A 19,443-nucleotide genomic window follows, 5' to 3' on the forward strand; every position below is an offset into this window, starting at 1 on the left:
CTCACGGGCGGCTTTTTTCGTTTGGGGTGAAATACTCACTCGCGTGAGCGACGAGCGTTCTCGCACGGTCTCAGCGATTCAAGACGACCCGAAGGCGGTCCTGATCACCCTGCTCGCGCGCGAACTCCACCGCGCCGGCGTCGCATCGGATCAGCTCGAAGAGACGATTACGTCGGCGGCCGACATGCTGGGCTTGCAGATCGAGATTTTCGCGCTGCCGACGAACGTGCAGATCGCGATCGGCCCGCGCTACGCGCAGCAGATCGTTATGCTGCGCCTGCAGCCGGGCGCCGTTAATCTGCGCCGCCTTGCGGTCATCAACGATACGTTCGATCAGCTTCAAAGCGGAAAGATCGATATCGCGGCCGCGACCGAGCAATTGCGGCACATCGATCGGCGGACGCCGCTGCCGTTCCCGCTGCTTTCGATCGCATCCCTCGCGATGGTTGCCTTCGGCGTGGCCGTTATTCTGGGCGGCGGCGTGAACGAACTCGTCGTCGCCGCGCTCATCGGCGCGGTAACCGGCATCATCTCGGCTTTCGGGCGGCGCTTCGCCGTCGTCGATCGCCTCTTCGAAGTCATCGCCGCGTTTACCGGCACGCTGATCGTCGCTGCCTACACGCACTGGGTCGCTCCGACGAACCTGTACATCTCGATCGTCGCCGGCGTCGTCGTGCTGTTGCCTGGGTATTCGCTCACGCTCGCACTTCACGAACTCGCCAACCAAGACTTGATTGCGGGAACGGCGCGCCTAGGCCGGGTGCTGATGATTTTGCTCTCGCTCGGGTGCGGAGCGCTGCTGGGTTTTGCCGTCGTCGGCCCGCACTTTCTGGATGCCGCGCAGATCGTGCCGCATCCGGTGCGCTCGACCTTCTGGATCGCCGCAGCCGTCATCATGTCGATCGGACTCTCGATCGATCTCAACGCGCGCCGGCGCGACGTCGTGTGGGTCTTTCTCGCGTGTTTCGTGGCGCTCGCGTCCTCGCACGTCTTCGGCGATCTTCCGATTCACCAAGTCGGCGCGTTCATGTCGGCCTTTATCTGCGGCTTAGTCGCCAATCTCGGCGCGCGTTTCTTACGCGTTCCGCAACCGGTCTTTTTGGTACCCGCGCTGCACGTGCTGGTCCCCGGATCGCTGAGCTATCGCAGCGTGCTCTACATCTTCTCCGCCAAATACGACGATGCCGCGACGCTTGCGTTTAACGCGATCGTCGTCGGCATTCTCATCGTGGCCGGTCTGTTGCTCTCGCAACTGATCGTTCCGGCGAGCACGCTGCGCTTCCAGCGCCATCGCGCCTGATCACGGATCGACGTTCACGGCGAGCCGGGTAGCGCGCTCGACGCGCGCGAGCGGCAACACGAACTCGCGAATCGCGGAGCGCAGCCGCGCGCCGTCGTCGCCCTTGAACGCGATGCGAAAGCGCCATTCGTTGTTGAGCCGCGCGATCGGGTACGGCGCGGGACCCAGCACCTCACCGGCGCCCGTCGCTTCGAGCGTCCGCGCGTAGGTTTGCGCTTGCGCGAGCGCCGCGGGGCGCGAGCGCCCGATGATGCCGAGGTAGACGAGATCGCGTGCCGGCGGATATCCGAGTTCGCTCCGTTCGTCGAGTTCGCGCCGCGCGAAGCCGGCGTAATCGTGAGCGGCGGCATGGAGAATCGCCGGGTGCGAGGCCGAGTACGTTTGCACGATCGCCTCGCCGGGCCGCGCACGGCCGCTGCGTCCGCAGACCTGGGTCACGAGATCGAAGGTGCGCTCCGACGCGCGAAACTCCGCCGCGTGCAAGCCGATATCGGCCGCAATCACGCCGACGAGCGTCACGGTCGGAAAATCCAAGCCCTTCGCGACCATCTGGGTGCCGACGAGCACGTCGCCGTCGTCGCCGAACGCATCGAGCAGCCGCGCGTGATCGCCGATGCGCGTCGTGGTGTCGCTATCCATCCGCACGACGCGCGCCGCGGGATAGAGGCGGGCAACTTCTTCCGCGACCTTCTCCGTGCCGACGCCGAACTCGCGGATCGTCCGCTGTTTGCAGACGGGGCACGCGGCCGGAATCGGCCGCTGCGCGTCGCAGTAGTGACAGCGCAGCAGTCCCTCGGAGCGATGCACCGTCAACGACACGCTGCAGCGTTCGCATTCGGGAACGTATCCGCACGCGCGACAGAGCATGAAGCCCGCGCTGCCGCGGCGGTTGACGAAGAGCACCACCTTTTCCTTACGTTCGAGCCGGTCGGCGAGCGCCTGCGCGAGCGGCGTGCTGAAGATCCGGCGATTCCCGGCCTCGAACTCGCGCGCCATATCGACGACGCGTACTGCGGGCAACGCCTGCCTGGTGGCGCGCTCGCGCAATTCGAGCAGTTCGATGCGGCCGTCGATTGCCCGTGCGTAGCTCTCGAGCGACGGCGTGGCGCTGCCGAGAACGAGTACGCCGCCTTCGATGCGCATGCGTTCGCGCGCGACGCGCACGGCGTGGTAGCGCGGTGAGCTCTCCTGCTTGTACGTGCTCTCGTGCGCTTCGTCGACGACCAGCAACCGCACGTTTGAAAGCGGGGCGAAGACCGCGCTGCGCGCGCCGACCACCACGTCGACGTCGCCGTTCGCGCACGCCTGCCACGCATCGTACCGTTCGCGCTCGGAGAGTGCCGAATGCAGGATGGCGACGCGTTCCCCGAAGACGGTCTCGAATCGACGCGCCGTCTGCGGCGTGAGCGAAATCTCCGGCACGAGCACGATCGCGCGGCCGCCGCGCTCGACCACGTGCCGAATGGCCTCGATATACACGAACGTTTTTCCACTGCCGGTGATGCCGTGGAGCAGCGTCTCGTGAAACGCCCGCCGATCGAGATGCTCCACGAGGCGATCGATCGCCGCGCGCTGCTCGCCCGTCGCCTGCAGATTGGCGGGTGCGAGTGGCCGCCGCGCCGAGGAGCGCGCGGGCGCCAGCTCTTCTTCTCCAATCGCGCCGGCTTTGATCGCGCGCGCGATGATGGCGGCGGAAAATCCGGCGAGCAGCGCGTCCGCGCGCGGCGCGCCCGGATTCGCGCGTACGAACTCGGCGAGCGCCAGCGCCTTCGGGCCCTTGATGGCGACCGTTCCCGGCTGCAGCACTTTGATGCGATACTCGTGGGTGCGCGGTTCCACGAACCGCCGTTCGCGCCGAAGCTCGCCGCTGCGCACGAGCGCGCTCAAATGGCGAAGCAACGTAGCGCGATCCCCCGTGCGGCGCGCGTCGGGATGACGCAGCAGCGCTTCGAGCCCGAACCCGTCGGCAAGTTCCTCCCAGATCAGCGAAACGAATCGACCCGGAACCGACGGATAGCGCTGCCGATTCGGTTGCGCTATCGTTCGCACGAAGGTATCGAGCATGCGCGGAACCGCGCCCCCAAGCACCACCGCCGAAAGCGCCTCGCTCAGCGTGCAGACGTAGTGCTCCGAAACGAACGTTGCGAGCGCCAGGCCCGTTGGCGTAAACGCGCGCGGCGCTGTGCTGCGTTCGAGCACGGCGCGCAGCGGCGATTCGCTCTCGACGCTCTCCGGCTCGCAGAGCACGAAAGCCAGCACTTCGCGCGAGCCGAGCGGTACTCGCACCACGTCGCCGACGTGCAGGTCCACATCGCGGGCATCGTAGCTAAGCGGAAGATCGAAGCGCGACGAGCGGATCGTCGCCAGCACCTCGACGCGCCGGACTAGTGGAATTCGCGCGCTCCGGGCAGCTGCGTGCAGCGAGCCAGAACGCCGCGAACCGTCGCGGGTGGCGCGAGCACGCCGTATTCTACGTCGCCGATCGCGTTGGGGACCACGAACCGCAGCGTTCCGTTACGCCGTTTTTTATCCGACGACATCGCAGCGAAGACGTCGTCCGGCAGCTCGCGCGTGCGCATCGGAAGGTTCAACAGCGCGAGCAGCGCTAAGACGCGCAGATGATCGTCTTCGCCGTAGCGGCCCAGTCGCATCGCGAGCAGGCCTGCCGCGCGCAGGCCGATCGCGACGCCGGCGCCGTGCGTGACGCGGTAGGCGCTCGCGCGCTCGATCGCGTGACCGAAGGTGTGTCCGAGATTGAGCGTTTCGCGCGCACCGCGCTCGGTTCGATCGTCGCTCACCACCATCGTTTTAACCTTGATGGCATCGTAGACCAGCGTCTCCCACGGCCATTTGTGGAACGGGTGCGGCGCCAGCACTTCGAGCGCTTCGAACAGATCGTGCCCTTCGATCACACCGTGTTTGACGACTTCGGCCAGGCCCTCGCGCAGATTGCGATACGGCAGCGTTCGCAGCGCACCGACGTCGGCAAAGACCGCCAACGGATCCGCAAAGGTGCCCGCAAGATTCTTGCCCGCGACGAGATCGACGCCGTTCTTGCCGCCGATCGCCGCATCGACCATGGCGACGAGCGAGGTTGCAACGTGCAGGTACGGAACCCCACGCATATAGACCGCCGCGGCGAAGCCGAAGAGATCGCTCGCAACGCCGCCGCCGACGCCCACGATCGTCGTCGTGCGATCGGCACCGGCGCGCACGAGCGCGTCGAGCACGTCTTCGAGCGTCGAGAGCCGCTTGCGTTTCTCACCGAGCGGAAACGCGAGCACGGCGATCCGCCCGGGAAGTCCGCGCGTGAGCGCCCGCGCGTAACTCGCGAGGTTCGCATCGCAGAGCACGATACAGCGATCGATCGGTGCATCGCGAACGAACTCGCGTAACGACGCTCGGATCGACTCGCCAACGACGATCGGATAGCCCAAATCGTCGTTGACGAGGGTCGAATCGATCACAGCTCGATGTTCTTTTTGTGGACCCACGTAACGATGTGGTCCACGATCTGCGCCGTGGTCATGTCGTCGGCTTCAACCACCAGATCGGCGTGCGCGTATTTTGGCAGGCGCGCGGCGTAGAGTTCCTTGATCTTCTGCAGCGACGGCGTCGGCCCCAGAAGCGGGCGAATGCGCGGGCTGCGACGCAGGCGTCCCACGATCTGTTCGGGCGGCACCTTGATGAAGACGCGGTAGGTGCGCTTCTTGAGCAGTTTGAGGTTATCGTCGTTCGTAACCGCCCCGCCGCCAAGCGCGATGACGCCCGGTTCCTCATCTTCGATGACGTGCTCGATCGCATCGTGCTCGTAGCGGCGAAACGCCGCCTCACCTTGCGCGTAAAAGATGTCGCTAATCGCCCCTTGCCGCTCGACGACCAAGTCGTCGACATCGAAGAACGCGACTTTGAGTTTGCGCGCGAGCTTCTTGCCGATCGTGGACTTGCCTGCGGCCATGAATCCAGTGAGCGCGATGTGTCTTCTCATGACCTCTCCTTCGATGCCATAGAACCGAATAACGCCAACGCGGCTTCGCTGCTGCGTCGCAGGTTCTCGCGCGTCTCCTCGATCGAATCGCCGCCGTACTTTTCGAGTACCGGTGCGACGAGCGCGAGCCGAACCATCGCCTCGCCCACGATGGCGGCGGCCGGCACCACGCAGACATCGCTGCGAACGATGCTCGCCGGCGCGTCGGTCTGGGTGTGCAGGTTTACCGATGGCAGCGCCTTCATAAGGGTAGGAATCGGTTTGACCGAGACGCGCAGCACGATTGGCTGCCCGTTACTCATGCCGCCCTCGATGCCGCCCGCGCGATTGCTGCCCCGCACGATCTCGCCGCCGGCCAGGCCAAAGGTGTCGTGCGCCGCGGAGCCCGGCCGCGAGGCGACGTCGGCCCCGAGGCCGACCTCGACGGCCTTCACGGTCTGCATCGCCATCAGCGCGCCCGCAAGGAGTCCATCCAGGCGCTGGTCGGGCTGCCGGTTGCTGCCGATGCCGACCGGCATCCCATCGACGCGCACGATATATTGCCCGCCGAGCGTGTCGCCGGCGGCCTTCGCCTCGTCGATCGCCGCGATCATGCGCGCTTCCGCCGCCTGGTCGGCGCAGCGCACGTCGCTCGCCTCCACGTCGTCTTGCGAAAACTCGTCCACATCGGCTGCCTCGACCGCACCGATGCGGTGCACGTACGAGCGCGTCGTGATGCCGAGCGCATCGAGCAGCTGTCCGCAGATCGCGCCCAAGCAGACGCGCATCGCCGTCTCGCGCGCGCTCGCGCGTTCCAGAACATTGCGCAGGTCGGTCTGGCGGTATTTTAGCGCACCCGCGTAGTCGGCGTGGCCGGGGCGCGGATTGGTGAGCGGTTTGCCGGCGCCGGTGAGCGGATCCATCAGCGCGCGCACGTTCTCGAAATCCCGATTCCGAATGGCGACGGCGATGGGGGAGCCCAGCGTCTGCGAGCCGCGCACGCCGGCGAGAAACTCAACCTCGTCGCGCTCGATTTTCATGCGGCCGCCTCGGCCATAGCCGCCTTGCCGCCGCGCCAGCGTTTGATTGATCGCCTCGGCATCGAGCGCCAAGCGCGCCGGGATGCCGTCGAGGATTCCGACGAGGGCCGGGCCGTGCGACTCGCCGGCCGTTAGATATCTGAACACCACGTAGGTTTAAACTCGCGCCATGCCGCGGCCTTTTGTAAACCTTATGTAAAATAACGATTATGTCTTACGCCGAACGCGCGGGTTTCGATACGATACGCGCGGCCCAACAACTCCCATCCATGGAAGGATCTGACGTTCGTGCGCAACGCGCTGGCAATCACCGCCCTCCTCGCCGCAACCCTCGCCCCCATCGCCGCCCTGGCGAACACGGTCGACGCATCGCTTATCCCCGACGGCACCTACACGGTCAAAGTCGAAAAAGTTCAGGATAACGCGCACATCACCGTCAAGATGGACAACGGCATCGAAACCACGCTCGCGGCCCGCCCCGGCGTAAGCTTCGGCAAAGTTAAAAGCAACGACACCGTAAAACTCTCGGTCGTCGGCGGCAAAGTCCCCGTCTACATCGTAGAGTAACCCGCCCAAAGCAGAAGGCTCCGCCAAAAACATTGTCATCCTGAGCTTGTCGAAGGACGGAGCTCGTCGAAGGACGGAGCTTGTCGAACCTCCCTACTCGATCGTTTGCGAACGTCTTCCAAACGCGGACCGGTTGCGGTATGCCATCGCCGCGGCTGCAACCGACAACAGGATCGGCGGGACGAGCGAATCCGCTTGGCTATTATGGCCCGTAGCGAGCCACAACATCCATGCGGCTACTGCAACGACCAGCATGATGAGGGTGTACAGCCTGCCCCGTGACCGAGGAACGTCGCCATTCATGATCGACGCAATTCGGCGCAACGGGTCCGTTGCCTGGGTTCTGTTTTAGCGTATCGATGTGGGCGGCGGTGTATCGGGATACAACACGTGCGGCGTGATGAGGAATACCACTTCATCGCGTTCGTGGGTCTTCTGCCTGTTCTGGAAGATCTTGCCGAAGACCGGAATGTTTGCTAGGCCGGGCAGCTTGGTAATCGTTTCCGAATCGATGTCGCGTAACAGGCCGCCGAGCACGATCGTTTCGTTGTCTTTTACGCGCAGCGTCGAATCGACTTTGCGATTTGCGAGTACGGGGTAGCCGCCAACAAAGGTTTGAATCGCGCTGTACTCGGGGTGCATTTCCGCAGTTACGCTGCCGTCGGAACCAATCGTCGGAGTCAGCCGCAGCTTCACTCCGACGTCGACGAACTGGACCTGCTGGCCGCCCAAGCGGGCGTCGTAATAGACCACCGGGTACGTCTGGCCGATGAGCAGGTCGGCCTCTTTGTTATTGAGCGTGACGAGTTTCGGCGTGGCGAGAATCTGCGCGTGACCCGAGCTCACCATGGCGTTGAGTCGCGCATTAATCGCAACCGAATTCTTTGCAAACGCATAGGTTGCGGCGCCGGAGATCGGCTGGCCGCTCAGATCGTATCCTCCAAATTCGAAGCCGACATCGCTTTGATCGTTGACGGGTTGAAGATCGGCAACCCGAACCTCGAACATCACTTGCGGGCTTGGAACGTCGAGGCTCTTGATAAAACTTTGCGCGTTCTCTTGAACTTCGGCATTACCGCTAACGACGATCGCGTTCTGCCCGTCGTCGGCGACGTACGACCCGTCCGGCAACACGCCCTTGAGTTCGGGCGCGACGAGGCTCGGTCGCAGATAGCGTAAACGGTAGGCTCGAGCCAACCCTCCGGAGCCGCCGGGAGCATATCCCGGTGCGTCCAAAGCGCGGACCAAGCGGCGCGCCCGGGCCACGGTCGTTGCATCGCCGCTCACGATCACGGCGCTCGTCCGTTTGTCTGAAACGATGACGGTTCCCGCCGTTAGCCCATGCGTAAGTTCCTTGGCTACATCGTCCGGCGAAGCGTGCGCGAGAGAAAGCACGGCGGTCTGCGCGCTGCGAGGATCGTTTGCATCGCCGTAACGACGGTTCATCGATTCGCTGCTTCCGACGATTAGAATGGCTCCGTCGCGACGAACCTGCAAGTCGTGGGAGTTCACGATCGCGTCGAGCGCTTCGTCGAACGTGACCGCGTGGAGGTGCAGCGTGACCTTATCGGGCTTGAGCGATGCATCGGCAACGAGGTTTTTCCCCGATTCGGAAGCCAGCAAGGCGATGACGTCAGACAAGTCGGCATCGTGAACGTCCACGTTGAGCAGTTGCGACGCACGTACCGGAGCGGCGAGCAGCAGCCCCAAAAATAGTGCGAGCAGAATTCTTCGATTCACGGCGTGGCCGATTCGAGTGGATAGATCTGCCCGCTCGACAACTCGACGCCAAACGCGTCAATCCGCCGGACCTTCGCACCGTCGATCGTATCGCCGGCGGCGACAACGCGAGTCGTGCCGTCGGCGTCGATTAGCGCGCGCGAGCGCTCGCCGGTCACGACCGCTCGCACCACGATCGCGCCCGAACCGAGAACCCCAAACTGTGGCAGGGCCATTTCCGTCGCACCGCGATTTGCCGGCAGCGCAAAAGCCGTCGTCGGAATAGTCGGGAGATTGGGATCGCCAGGGGGGCTCGCCGGAGGCGTGCTTACCGCGACGTCCGCTACGAACGGGTCGCGCCGTACGGCTATCTCCCCTCGCACGTGCGTCGGAAGCACCGGGGGAGCCATGAGTCCGCTCCCAAACGCACCGCGCTCGCGGCCGATCTCGATTGACGTCTGTCCGGCTAGCGGCGCGAGCAACAGCGAGGTAGCGCAAAGCAAGACCGCGGCGCGAACGAGCCGCGCGCGTTGGCACTCATCGATTGAGCCGAGCATCAGAAACCTCCGAACGTCTTGGCGGGGCGGCAAGGCGGTAGAGCGTTGCGTGAACGGTAGCCTCCAACTCGGGTGTGGATCCTACTGCATCCGCTGCCTGGTTGCCGAGCGCGAGCTGCGTGTCTGAAATGAAGAGCAGCACTCCGTGGTGCGATAGCTCCTCGATGCAATGTAAGAGATCTCGAAAGCGCCCACGCAGGCGGATCTCGACGTCGCTGCCGACGAGCGGCGGCGGCGGCTCCGATGCGTCGGATGCCGGGCGGGGTGCATCGCCTGCGGGCGCAACCGAAATGGCGTGCGCGTGGTATCGGGCAGCGACCTCGGCGACGGATACCAGGAGGGCGGCGGTGCCGGCGGCTTGCGCGCGCGCCGGCCGGGCCCGCGCGATGTCGGTCTCAACACGGCTTTCGATGTGCCGCAAACGAACCGCTTGGTCGATAATTCGCTCGTTTGCGCTCGCGCGTTCGTAGAGCCCCTGCGCCGCTTCGCCGGCAGCATCCACCGCCCGTTGGTAACGAACGCCTAACGGGTAGTAACCTGCGAGCAACACGAGGCCGGCGCAGAGCCACACAAACCGAGCGCTTTGCGTCACGTCTATCGATGGTTTCACGGACGTACGCCATCGAGATGCACCCGGTAGCGGATCTCGCCGTCTCCATCTGCTTGCGAAACGCTCGATGCTTCGAGTAACGTGGGATTTTGCAGAAGCGCGCTCTTTGCGAGTCCGCCGATCGTACGGCCGACGACCGTGAAGTCCCGCGCTCTCCCTTCGATCGCAATTCCGCCGGCGTCGCGAGAAATCGACGTCAGCCACGCGTGCGGCGGCAACCGGTTGGCGATCTCGGCCAGGCGGCTCGCATCGTCGTTGCCGGAGCGTTCGATCGTTGCGATTTGGCTGTCGAGAGCCACCATTCGCTGCAAGCGATCGTAAGCAACCTTCGTTCGGGCGAGCTCGATGACGCTGCGATCGAAACGCGTTTGATAGCGCGACTCGACCTCGTCGGCCTGGCGCAAACGATACGATTCGATCCCCCACGTGCCCGTCAAAACGACGAGCGCTCCGGCCAAACCGAGTATCGCATTCTGCACCGCACCCGGGATGCGCATTTCGAGAACACGACGCACGTACGCCGGACGCGGATCGTGCAGGAAATCAAATTGGATCACGCCGCAAGCCCCCACAACGCAAGGCCGCTTGCGAGACTCCAATCCGGCGCGCTGGCACGGAGCACGTCGTCGGGGTAGGCTCCTCGGAGCGCGTCGCTAGCCGGAAGTTCCACGATCGCGCCTGTCGCCGATTCGATGTCGGCGGCGAGCCCGGGGAGGCGAGCCCCGTTCCCGACCAGAGCGATGTGTCCAAGTCGAGCTCGTCGGTTGCGCGCCGTTTCAATTAAGGACGCGATGTCCGCTGCCAACTGGAGACGAGCGGTTTCGCCGGCGCCGACCGTACCCAGGATTCGTTTCCGTTTTTCGGCCGAACGCTCGTCGATGGAAAGGTCGCGTTCGATACCGCGCGTTATCTCCGCTCCGCCGGAATCGACGTGCAGCGTTGATGGGATTCCGCTCTCGAACACGTGCAGGCTGCTGCGCCGATGACCGACGTCGACCACGGCATCGAACGTGCCAAAAAGCCGGGCGAAGGCGCAGGCTTCGTGATCCATTGCTATCGCTTTAAGGCCGGCGGCTCGGAGAACCCCGGCCCGACTCGCCAGGGCGGCGGCACGCGCGATTCCCAGTGCGTGGACGCCCGGCAAATGCGGGCCGGCCGGGTAGATCCGAACGGCCGCTTCGTCGAGGGGAAACGCCGCATATCGCTGCGCTTCAAAGCGGGCAACCCGAATGCGCTCGGGCGCCGTCATCGGCGGCAACACGATCGAGCGCAGCGTCGCATCGGGCTCGCCGATCGCGCAGATGCAGCGCCGTGCGCGCGTTCCAAGCTCCGCGACGGTTTCTTCCAAAAGCGCGGCGACGTAGTCGGGTTCGGGTATTTCGCCCGATGACGACGAGCCGGCGGCGATATCGCGCACGGCCACCGCCGCGATACGGCTCTTCGACCCGTCCGTTTCCGACAGAGCCACGCGCAGGCGCGTCGTCCCGAGATCGACGCCAAGCTGTGAGATGATTCTCTTCACGCGACCGCACCAAGAAGCAGAGCGAGTACCATGCCCGAGGTCAGGTATGGCGCGAAACGAATCGCGTCTCCGCGCGATGCACGGCCGGTCGCCAGTTGGTAGAGCCCGTATGCGCCTCCGAGCACGAACGCGGCTCCCAGTGCAACGGCGGCGCCGAATGCTCCCAACGACGCGCCGATACACGCGGCGAGCTTTACGTCCCCGAGTCCGATTCCGCGACCGCCGCTTGCGGCAAATAGGGCCAGCAGAATCCCTCCTCCGCTGGCGCCCCCCGCAATCGCCGCCGGGAGCGTGCCGCCGATTGCGGCGCATGCGACAATCGCAATGAGGGCCGGCCTGGTTACCCGATCGAAAACGTACCCAGTTTGCGCGTCGGTTACGGCGCACACGATCGCCGCCGCGAGACCTACCGTAATTCCGGCCTTTTCCCAAGCGGCGCCGGCGTTTGCGAGCAGCGCTCCCCCGATCGATCCGAACGCGAGTGCGGCAGCGGTCGCAACCCCGCCGAATCGCAGTGGCAGCGATTGACGACGCGCCTCGTCGTCGGCCGCCAGCACGAATGCGACGATGACGCAAACGTTCAGCGCGCATGCCAAGATTTTCTCGATCATAACGTCACCTCGCGCAGCGCGTATCGTGCCGGGCGGAAGCGAGGATCGATCGTAAGCGCGCGATCGAACAGGTCCCGGGCAACGCTCTCGCGTCCGGCGCGTAGGGCCGCCCAGCCGGCGAACGTGAAGTATCGGGGATCGCGGGACGCTCGCGCCGCTCGTTCGAAATCCGGCTCGGCTTTGTCGTAACGCCGTTCGATCAGATACGCGAGCGCGCGATCCGCCAGGATCGCGCCGTCATCGGGATGGCGCCGCAAATAGGCCGAGGCAACGCCGATCGCGGCATCGAGAGAGGCGTGCGTTCGCACTTGCAGGCCGAAAAACACGTAACGGTCTGCCGCACTCTCGCTATCGGGATCGAATCGAAGCGCTCGCGCGTAATACGTGCGCGCCTGGCGCGCGTCGCTGCGATATAAGAAATCATCGCCGCGCACGACCAGCGCCGCCCCAAGTTGCGCTCTGAAGAGCAACGCCGCAACACTCAGGCTCGCGGCGGCTACGAGAAAGCGCCTGGCCCGCGTCACGCGATGACCGCGTAATAGCCGGCCAATGCCACCATGAGCGCGGCGTTCACCACGTTCGCTGCCTGCCGGAGCGCGGGGCGCCGCAGGGCCGAACATACCCCCGAGGCGCCCGCGCCAGCGAGCAGTACCGGCGCGCTATGCCCGAGCGCGAATGCGCCAAGCAAGAACGCGCCGTATCCGGGATCGCCGAGACCGGAAGTATAGGCGAGAATGCCTACGAGCAACGGCGTGCAACACGGGGAAACCACCAGTGCGAACGATGACCCGAGCAAGAACGTCGCGCCAAACGATGGCGCCCCTGCCGAAGCGCGTGAATAATGAAGACAATCCGATGGCGAGCGCCAAAGCGAGATTAGGCCGCCGAGAAGCATGCCCGTTCCAACCACCGCATAAATTGCGTGAGAGATCGCTACCAGACGTCCAACTAGTGCCGCAACGACGCCGAATCCGACGTACGCGCTCGCTAACCCGAGAATAAACACGAGCGAGATCCCGAGCGCCTCCCGGCGAGGCCGATTTGCGGCCAGGGCGGCGACAGCGATAAAGCGCGGCGCGACGCACGGCCCGACACTCGACGCCAGACCCGCAAGCAAAACCAACCCGGGCGCTTGCGCAGAATGGGAACTCACGGCCCGCAGTCCGCCGGCGATTGGATCGAACACGGTGTTACGAACCCTGCCCCGAAACCGCGCTCAATCCGTTCACGTTATCGTAGCGCAAATATTTGGAGGTCGTTCCGGGACTCACGCTTTGCAGCGTGTTGGGGTCGTGCGTGCCGGGACACCAGATCTGATACCCGGCTACGCCATTGTTCGCCGTCGTGCTCTGCGTCGAGTATTCGTAACTGCCGGACCCGCCGGCGGCCGGATCCACCGGAACTTGATTGAGGTATCCGTTGAGCGGACTGCCCGTTGCCTGCAGGTAGGTTTTGTCGATCGCCTGCGTTGTCGCGGTCGGGTAGTACTGATGATCTGTATAGTACAACTCGAGCGCCGTGCCAATCGTCTTGAGGTTCGATATGCACGTCGCCGTTTGGGCTTGCGCCCTCGCACGTGAAAAATTCGGAATCAGCAGCGCTGCGAGGATGGCGATGATCGCCACGACGACCATCATTTCTATAAGCGTAAATCCGCGCTGATTCTTCATGACGTACTCCCGTCGACGATTGCCGCTACGTCGACGGAAGTGCCCGCAGGTTGCGTTTTCTGGACCCACACCGGTTGCATCTTCTTTAACGCCCGCGCATGCAAGCGAGAAATGTGCCGTTGCGAATAGCCGAGCCGGCGCGCAACCTCCAACTGGCTATAGCCGCGAGCGTAGTGGGCCAAGATGATGGTCCGTTCGGTCGGAGTGAGCCGTTCCAGCGCGTGCTCGAGCATGAGGCGATCCTCACGATCGTCCATCGTATAGGCCGCCGGCCGCAGTTGGCGCGGATGGAGATCGTGAAGCGGCGTCGGAACCGCGCGCTCGCGGTACGCGCGCACCTCTTCCAGCGTCTCGGCAGTGACGTCCATCCGCTCGGCGAGTTCGCAGCCCCGCGGCTCGCGTCCAAGCTCGACGGTTAAGGCGTCGTACGCTTCTTGCCAACGACGCTCGAGCGATCGCAGTCGCCGCGGCGGCCGCACCATCCGCTCATAGTCGCGAACGTAGTGCATGAGTTCGCCGAGCACGAAGAGCCACGCAAACGCTTCGAACGGCGTCGCTTGGCGCGAGTCGTAGCGATCGCAAGCCTTGAGCAGCCCGATTGCCGCAACCTGTTCGAGATCCGCGCGCTCCACGCCCGGCCGATAGAACTTGCGGGCCGCGCGCACGCAGAGGTAACGATATTGAGCGACGAGGCGGTCGCGATTTTCCGGCGAGCGCTCTCCGATCCAAAATCGAAGTGCCGCATCTATTGCAATCATTTAATATTCCCAATCAGCGTATAGAGTGGAATAAAGATGGCCGAAACGATGAATCCCACGATGCCGCCGAGGAGCACGATCGTGACGGGTTCGAGAATCGAACCGAGTGCGCCGAGTGCGGCCTCTACGTCCGTCTCGTAGTACTCTGCAACCCGAGCGAGCATCGAATCGAGCGCGCCGGTCTCCTCGCCAACGCGAATCATTTGCACGAACAAGGGATCGTAAAGGCGGCTGGTTGCCAGCGGAGCCGCTAGCGTGTCGCCATGTGCCAGAGCCACGCCTACGAGCGCGAGATGTTCTTCGTAGATCACGTTTCCAACGACGCCCGCGACCACGTCGAGAGCCGCAACCAGCCCCACCCCGGATCGCAGAAGAATCCCGAGCATGCGAGCCATTCGCGCCAGCGTGGCCTTGCGCGCGATAGCTCCGAGAACGGGAACCCGGAGTCGCGCCGCGCCGAGTGCGCGCGCCGAGGCAAGCGCCTTCCGAAACCGGGTGCAGCAGACGAGCCCGCTTATCGCGACGACCCCGACGGCTGCCCAGAGCTTTGCGCTTCGAAGCGCCGCGCCCAGATGAATCAGAAACGATGTAATCGGCGGCAGCGCGACGTGCATCTGCTGGTACATATTTTCAAACATGGGCACGACCGATGTCAGCAAGAACACCACGAGCGAACACGCCGTAAGGGCCACTACTGCAGGATAGGCCAGCGATGCGGCCACGCGCTTGCGAAGGCTGCGATCGCGCTCGAGAAAGGCAGCCAGCCACTCGAGGACCTCGTCGAGCACGCCGCCCACTTCTCCGGCACGCACCATTGCGACGTAGAGCCGATGAAATTCACGGGGATGCCGGGCCATCGCATCGCTCAACGTATTGCCGCCTTCGATGTCGTGAAGAATTCCGCGAAGCGCCTCGCCGAGCCGTGCATCCGTTCCCTGCTCGATCGTCACCTCGAGCGACCGCCGCATCGCAACGCCGGCCGAAAGCAGCGTCGCAAACGAACGAAAGAATGCGACGAGCGCGGCTTGCTTGACGGAGCCGAACTGCAACGCTCCCACGAGGGTGCCGCGCGCCGTTCCGGCCCGCTCGAGCGACGTAACGAACAAGGCTCGCGTTCGTAAACTCGCGAGTGCCGTCGCGTCGCTCACCGCCTCAACCGACCCCCGAACGAACGCGCCGCGGACATCCCTCGCGGTGTAGTAAAAGAGCTGACCCGTCATGCGGACGCATCTCGTTCGAAGAGCCGCACCTCATTCGGCCGCTCGGCAAAGCGCTTAGCCGTTTCTATGTCCACCTCGCGCCGCAATACGAGGTCCGTCAAGTGCGATTCAAGCGTCTGCATACCGACGTGGCGGCCCGTCGAAATCGCATTGCGCAGTTGATGCGTCTTGCCTTCGCGTATGAGGGAGCGAACCGCATCGGTGGCGACCAGCACCTCGGCTGCGGCCCTGCGCCCGCGGCCATCGGATCGGGGAATCAACCGCAGACAGACGACGCCGGCCAGCACTTGTGCGAGCGCGACCCGGACTTGATCCTGCATGCCGCCGCTGAATGCGCTAATCACACGATCGACCGTTTGCGGAGCATCCGCGGTGTGAAGGGTTGCAAAGACCAAATGACCGGTTTCGGCGGCGGTGAGCGCCGCATGCATCGTATCGGACTCGCGCATCTCCCCCACCATGATCACGTCTGGATCGCTTCGCAGCGCTCCGTGGATCGCGGCCGAAAACGAAACGACGTCGCGGCCGACCTCGCGCTGGCTCACGATCGAGCGCATGGATCGATGTTCGTACTCGACGGGATCTTCAATCGTAACGATGTGTCGCGACTCGTTCCGGTTTATCGCATCTACGAGCGCGGCGAGCACGGTCGACTTCCCGCTGCCGGTGGGACCAGCGAAGAGCACGAGGCCGTTCGCCCGCTCGCCAAAGGCCCCTACGGCTGGGGAGAGCTGCAGCGTTTCGAGAGACGGCACGCTCTGCGCGAGTGCGCGAATCGCCAAAGCTATGCCGCCGGCCGTGCGATAGGCGTGAACGCGAAAGGAGCCGGACTCTGCGTCCCGATAGGTCGCCGTCGCGTCCCCGGTTCGCGCCAGCCGTTTCGCTGCGTACGCATCCAGGAGTGCGTTGGCGATCCGTTCGACTTCGCCGGCCGTCGGCGCCATCGTCGTCTGCGTTTCGAGGCTCCCATCGACGCGCAGCACCGGTCTATAGCTTGGTGCGATGTGAACGTCCGACGCGTTGCGCAGGCGCGCGAGTCGCAAGACCTCATCGACGCGGACTTCCGCAAGAGCCGCGCTCACGATTCGGTTTCGATCGTGAGAACGCGACGGAGCTCGTCGAAACTCGTCTCTCCCGCAAGCGCTCGCCTCACGCCGTCGGCGAGCAGCGGCTCGTAGCCGGTTTCGCGGGCGATAGCGGCGATCTGCACGCTGGATGCGCCCCGCGCTATGGCGTCGCGTAGAGCGTCGTTGGCGAAGATAAATTCGAAGATGCCCGTTCGGCCGCAATAGCCGGTTCCGTTACAACTGCCGCATCCACGCCCGAAGTAGACGAGACTCGTATCGGCTACGCCGAATTCGATCGCCGCGTTTGAGTCGATCGGGCGCATCGATCGACATTCGGAACAAAGACGGCGCACCAATCGTTGCGCGACGATCGCCGTCAGGCCGGCCGCGATCGAATGGCGAGTGATGCCGAGTTCCAGCAGCCGTTCGAGCGTGCGCGGTGCGTCGTTGCTGTGCAGCGTCGTTAGAACGAGCGACCCGCTCAGCGCCGCCGATACGGCGGTGGAAGCCGTTTCGGCATCGCGCATCTCACCTACCATGATGACGTTGGGATCTTGACGCAAGAAGCCGCGCAGCGCCGAGGCAAACGTAACGCCGGCTCGCGCGTTGACCTGCACTTGGGCCACGCCGGGAATGCGAACCTCCACCGGGTCCTCGACGCTGCACAGATTTTGCGCGTCGATGTTGCGCTCTGCCAGAGTCGCATAGAGCGTCGTCGTCTTGCCGCTGCCCGTGGGACCGCAGACGACGACGAAGCCGTGAGGAGCGTGAACCAGGCGGCGATAGCGCTCCAACGTTCGCGCGGGCATCCCCAAGCTCTCCAGACTTGGAATCCGCGTCTGGTGATCCAGCAATCGCACGACGAGTTTCTCGCCGAAGACCGTCGGCATCGAACTAACCCTCGCATCGATCGCCCGATTCTCGATGTCGATGGTGTACCGGCCGTCTTGCGGTGCCCGCTTGTCGGCAATGTCCATTCCCGCGAGCAATTTGACCCGCGAGACAACGTGAGTGAAGAGTTCCTCCGGGAGGCGCTGCACTTCGTGCAAGATGCCATCGAGACGCTCCCGAATTCGGCCGCCGCCACGGATCGGTTCGATGTGCACGTCGCTTGCGTTCGCGCGAATTGCCCGCTCGTGCATTCGCTCGAGGGCCCGCACCGCCGGCGCTTCGTCCTGCCCTTCCGCATCATAGGCTTCGGCCAGTTTCGCGCGGATCGCGTCGCGCGGGGCGCGCAACGCCCGCACGTGCATACCCGTCGCGAGTCTGACGCGATCGAGGGCCTCCTGATCCTCAAGATCGGGAACCGCGATCGTTAATACGTTTCCATCGCTCGCGATCGAGAGCACGTCGTGCCGCATCGCGAGGTGGCGCGGCACGCGCCGAAACGCCTCCGGTTCTAACAAAACCGCGGAGAGGTCGGCGAGCCCGGACGGTCCTTGTCCGTTCAATGTCACACCCTGACTCCAGCTCAAGTTAGCGATATAACGGCCGTGCTGTAAGGGTTTGAGAACGGCCGTAGGTATTTTTTACCACACCTTGTCAATATCTCCGACACAATTTCCGTCCCAAAAACCTTAATGTCCGAGCGGCGATGGGCGCGGGTACTTGGCTAGGCCGCTCCCGGCTTGCTTAGGCGGCGACGCGCGGGGGAATAGGCTCCCCATGCAAGATGTCGTTCTTATCGCCAGCCTCCATGCGCGTCATGGTGCGGAGGATTTCGAACGCGCGAAGGGTCTCCTCACGGAGAAGGGATTGCGCGTGGTCGAAGCCCATCCGGTTCCGGATAAAAAACAGATGCGCAAGCGGGTCCGCGAGGCGATCAAATCCGGGCACAAACTGATCTGCGTGGCCGGCGGTGACGGCAGTCAAACCTCGGTGGTCGGATATTTCGCGCACACCGACGCCGTACTCGGCGTACTCCCGGCCGGCACCGGAAACAGCTTCGCGATGAGCCTCGGCATCGCGGGCGAAATCGAAGCGGCGGTCGACGTCATCGCCAACGGTAAAGTCGCCGAAGTCGATCTCGGCAAAGCCGACGATAAGTACTTCGCGAATTTCGCGACCATCGGTTTATCCTCGGAGATCGCCGAAGAAACGCCGCACGGGCTCAAAGCCGTGCTCGGACCCATCGCTTACGGCGTAGCCGGCATCGGACCGATGCTCGCGCACAAACCGTTTACGGCGAAAGTGTCTTGGAAAAGCAACGTTCTCGAACTCGAAACCCATCAGATCATCGTGGTGAACGGCCGGTATTACGGGCACGAGCCGATCGCGCCGGATCAAACGCCCGTAAACGGCACGCTGGCGTTCTTCGCCACGAGCGGCACGACGCGCATGGATATCGTGCGCACCTATTTCGCGCTGCTGCGGGGCCAACAGGCCGACCTGCGCGACGCGCATACGTTTTACGCAAAGAAGATCACGGTGAAAACCAAAGGTACGCACCAACCGGTAAGTATCGACGGCGACGCTCTTTGCGATACACCGATTACGTTTTCGGTCGCCCCGAAGGCGCTGCGCGTGATGGTTCCAGCGAGTTTTCCCGAGGGCATCTAACGTGCCGTTTGAGGACCGCCTATGGGCGCTGGCGGCGAGTTTTTTCCTACTCTTTATCGCTCTTGGAATCGCCGTTTCCATCCGGCCGGCGAGCCGGCTCGAACTGCTCGGCGCCGGCGTGCGCGGCCATGCGACCGATCTCGCGATCGCGTTAACCACGAGCGGGCGCGGCCCGTTTCTGCTGGCGTTTAGCGTCGTTGCCTGCGTCGCGTTTGCGGTCGCGCGCGAGAGCGTGCTCGTGCCCGTCGGCGTCATCGTTTCGCAGACGCTCTCGCA

General features: G+C 64.1%; 21 protein-coding genes. 4 read left to right on the plus strand and 17 right to left on the minus strand.

The features are described 5' to 3' along the window. The first annotated feature begins 43 nt into the window (after window positions 1–43). Window positions 44–1,300 carry a threonine/serine exporter family protein gene (locus VIG32_01780; GenBank protein HEY8296739.1) on the plus strand — a complete coding sequence of 419 codons (1,257 nt, stop codon included), beginning with the start codon at window positions 44–46 and terminating at the stop codon, window positions 1,298–1,300. Here the strand turns inward: VIG32_01780 and priA are convergent, their stop codons facing one another. Genes priA through aroC form a run of 4 tightly spaced genes read right to left on the minus strand, consistent with a single transcriptional unit; the run spans window position 1,301 to window position 6,457 of the window. Continuing rightward, entirely contained in the window at window positions 1,301–3,670 is a 2,370-nt protein-coding gene (gene priA, locus VIG32_01785) for a primosomal protein N' (protein HEY8296740.1), read from the minus strand. A gap of 14 nt (window positions 3,671–3,684) precedes the next feature. Further along, the gene (locus tag VIG32_01790; protein HEY8296741.1) at window positions 3,685–4,767 is read right to left on the minus strand and encodes a 3-dehydroquinate synthase family protein; all 1,083 of its coding nucleotides are present in this window, start codon (window positions 4,765–4,767) and stop codon (window positions 3,685–3,687) included. Beyond that, window positions 4,764–5,288 (minus strand): shikimate kinase, encoded by a 525-nt coding sequence (locus VIG32_01795; GenBank protein HEY8296742.1) that lies wholly within the window; start codon window positions 5,286–5,288, stop codon window positions 4,764–4,766. Before VIG32_01795 ends, VIG32_01790 begins: the two co-directional genes overlap by 4 nt. After that, on the minus strand, window positions 5,285–6,457 hold the full coding sequence (aroC, locus tag VIG32_01800; GenBank protein HEY8296743.1) for a chorismate synthase: 1,173 nt from the start codon (window positions 6,455–6,457) through the stop codon (window positions 5,285–5,287). The genes VIG32_01795 and aroC overlap by 4 nt, the downstream gene beginning before the upstream one ends. A 138-nt stretch (window positions 6,458–6,595) precedes the next feature. Between aroC and VIG32_01805 the strand changes: the two genes are divergently transcribed. Next, a complete protein-coding gene (locus tag VIG32_01805; protein HEY8296744.1) occupies window positions 6,596–6,874 on the plus strand; it encodes a hypothetical protein in 279 nt (92 codons plus the stop codon). Between the two features lie 348 nt (window positions 6,875–7,222). On the opposite strand, the gene VIG32_01810 is transcribed toward VIG32_01805, so the two are convergent. From VIG32_01810 to VIG32_01870, 13 genes are read right to left on the minus strand one after another with little or no spacing between them, the layout of a single operon-like run. Beyond that, window positions 7,223–8,614: a secretin N-terminal domain-containing protein gene (locus tag VIG32_01810; GenBank protein HEY8296745.1), complete on the minus strand. Its 1,392-nt coding sequence runs from the start codon at window positions 8,612–8,614 to the stop codon at window positions 7,223–7,225. Next, entirely contained in the window at window positions 8,611–9,150 is a 540-nt protein-coding gene (locus VIG32_01815) for a hypothetical protein (GenBank protein ID HEY8296746.1), read from the minus strand. The genes VIG32_01810 and VIG32_01815 overlap by 4 nt, the downstream gene beginning before the upstream one ends. Further along, window positions 9,131–9,760 carry a hypothetical protein gene (locus tag VIG32_01820; GenBank protein ID HEY8296747.1) on the minus strand — a complete coding sequence of 210 codons (630 nt, stop codon included), beginning with the start codon at window positions 9,758–9,760 and terminating at the stop codon, window positions 9,131–9,133. Before VIG32_01820 ends, VIG32_01815 begins: the two co-directional genes overlap by 20 nt. Continuing rightward, window positions 9,757–10,317, minus strand: coding sequence for a PilN domain-containing protein (locus VIG32_01825; protein ID HEY8296748.1), 561 nt, complete (start codon window positions 10,315–10,317; stop codon window positions 9,757–9,759). The genes VIG32_01820 and VIG32_01825 overlap by 4 nt, the downstream gene beginning before the upstream one ends. Then, window positions 10,314–11,282: a pilus assembly protein PilM gene (gene pilM / locus VIG32_01830; protein HEY8296749.1), complete on the minus strand. Its 969-nt coding sequence runs from the start codon at window positions 11,280–11,282 to the stop codon at window positions 10,314–10,316. The genes VIG32_01825 and pilM overlap by 4 nt, the downstream gene beginning before the upstream one ends. After that, window positions 11,279–11,893, minus strand: a complete 615-nt coding sequence (locus tag VIG32_01835) for an A24 family peptidase (protein HEY8296750.1) — start codon at window positions 11,891–11,893, stop codon at window positions 11,279–11,281. Before VIG32_01835 ends, pilM begins: the two co-directional genes overlap by 4 nt. Then, window positions 11,890–12,417 carry a tetratricopeptide repeat protein gene (locus tag VIG32_01840; GenBank protein HEY8296751.1) on the minus strand — a complete coding sequence of 176 codons (528 nt, stop codon included), beginning with the start codon at window positions 12,415–12,417 and terminating at the stop codon, window positions 11,890–11,892. Before VIG32_01840 ends, VIG32_01835 begins: the two co-directional genes overlap by 4 nt. Further along, the gene (locus VIG32_01845) at window positions 12,414–13,079 is read right to left on the minus strand and encodes a cytochrome c biogenesis protein CcdA (GenBank protein HEY8296752.1); all 666 of its coding nucleotides are present in this window, start codon (window positions 13,077–13,079) and stop codon (window positions 12,414–12,416) included. Before VIG32_01845 ends, VIG32_01840 begins: the two co-directional genes overlap by 4 nt. Before the next feature lie 4 nt (window positions 13,080–13,083). Beyond that, window positions 13,084–13,563 carry a prepilin-type N-terminal cleavage/methylation domain-containing protein gene (locus VIG32_01850; GenBank protein HEY8296753.1) on the minus strand — a complete coding sequence of 160 codons (480 nt, stop codon included), beginning with the start codon at window positions 13,561–13,563 and terminating at the stop codon, window positions 13,084–13,086. Beyond that, window positions 13,560–14,321: a sigma-70 family RNA polymerase sigma factor gene (locus VIG32_01855; protein HEY8296754.1), complete on the minus strand. Its 762-nt coding sequence runs from the start codon at window positions 14,319–14,321 to the stop codon at window positions 13,560–13,562. Before VIG32_01855 ends, VIG32_01850 begins: the two co-directional genes overlap by 4 nt. Continuing rightward, the gene (locus VIG32_01860) at window positions 14,318–15,541 is read right to left on the minus strand and encodes a type II secretion system F family protein (protein HEY8296755.1); all 1,224 of its coding nucleotides are present in this window, start codon (window positions 15,539–15,541) and stop codon (window positions 14,318–14,320) included. The genes VIG32_01855 and VIG32_01860 overlap by 4 nt, the downstream gene beginning before the upstream one ends. Next, window positions 15,538–16,623: a PilT/PilU family type 4a pilus ATPase gene (locus VIG32_01865; GenBank protein ID HEY8296756.1), complete on the minus strand. Its 1,086-nt coding sequence runs from the start codon at window positions 16,621–16,623 to the stop codon at window positions 15,538–15,540. The genes VIG32_01860 and VIG32_01865 overlap by 4 nt, the downstream gene beginning before the upstream one ends. Continuing rightward, entirely contained in the window at window positions 16,620–18,065 is a 1,446-nt protein-coding gene (locus VIG32_01870) for a GspE/PulE family protein (GenBank protein HEY8296757.1), read from the minus strand. Before VIG32_01870 ends, VIG32_01865 begins: the two co-directional genes overlap by 4 nt. 208 nt (window positions 18,066–18,273) lie before the next feature. Between VIG32_01870 and VIG32_01875 the strand changes: the two genes are divergently transcribed. Together VIG32_01875 and VIG32_01880 are read left to right on the plus strand one after the other, a co-directional pair. Beyond that, complete coding sequence (locus VIG32_01875; protein HEY8296758.1) at window positions 18,274–19,167, plus strand: YegS/Rv2252/BmrU family lipid kinase; 894 nt, start codon at window positions 18,274–18,276, stop codon at window positions 19,165–19,167. Window position 19,168: 1 nt separating this feature from the next. Next, window positions 19,169–19,443: hypothetical protein (locus VIG32_01880; protein HEY8296759.1), on the plus strand; the 275-nt coding region annotated here is incomplete at its 3' end.

It is taken from the genome of Candidatus Baltobacteraceae bacterium, assembly GCA_036559195.1.
Lineage (GTDB): Bacteria > Vulcanimicrobiota > Vulcanimicrobiia > Vulcanimicrobiales > Vulcanimicrobiaceae > JALYTZ01.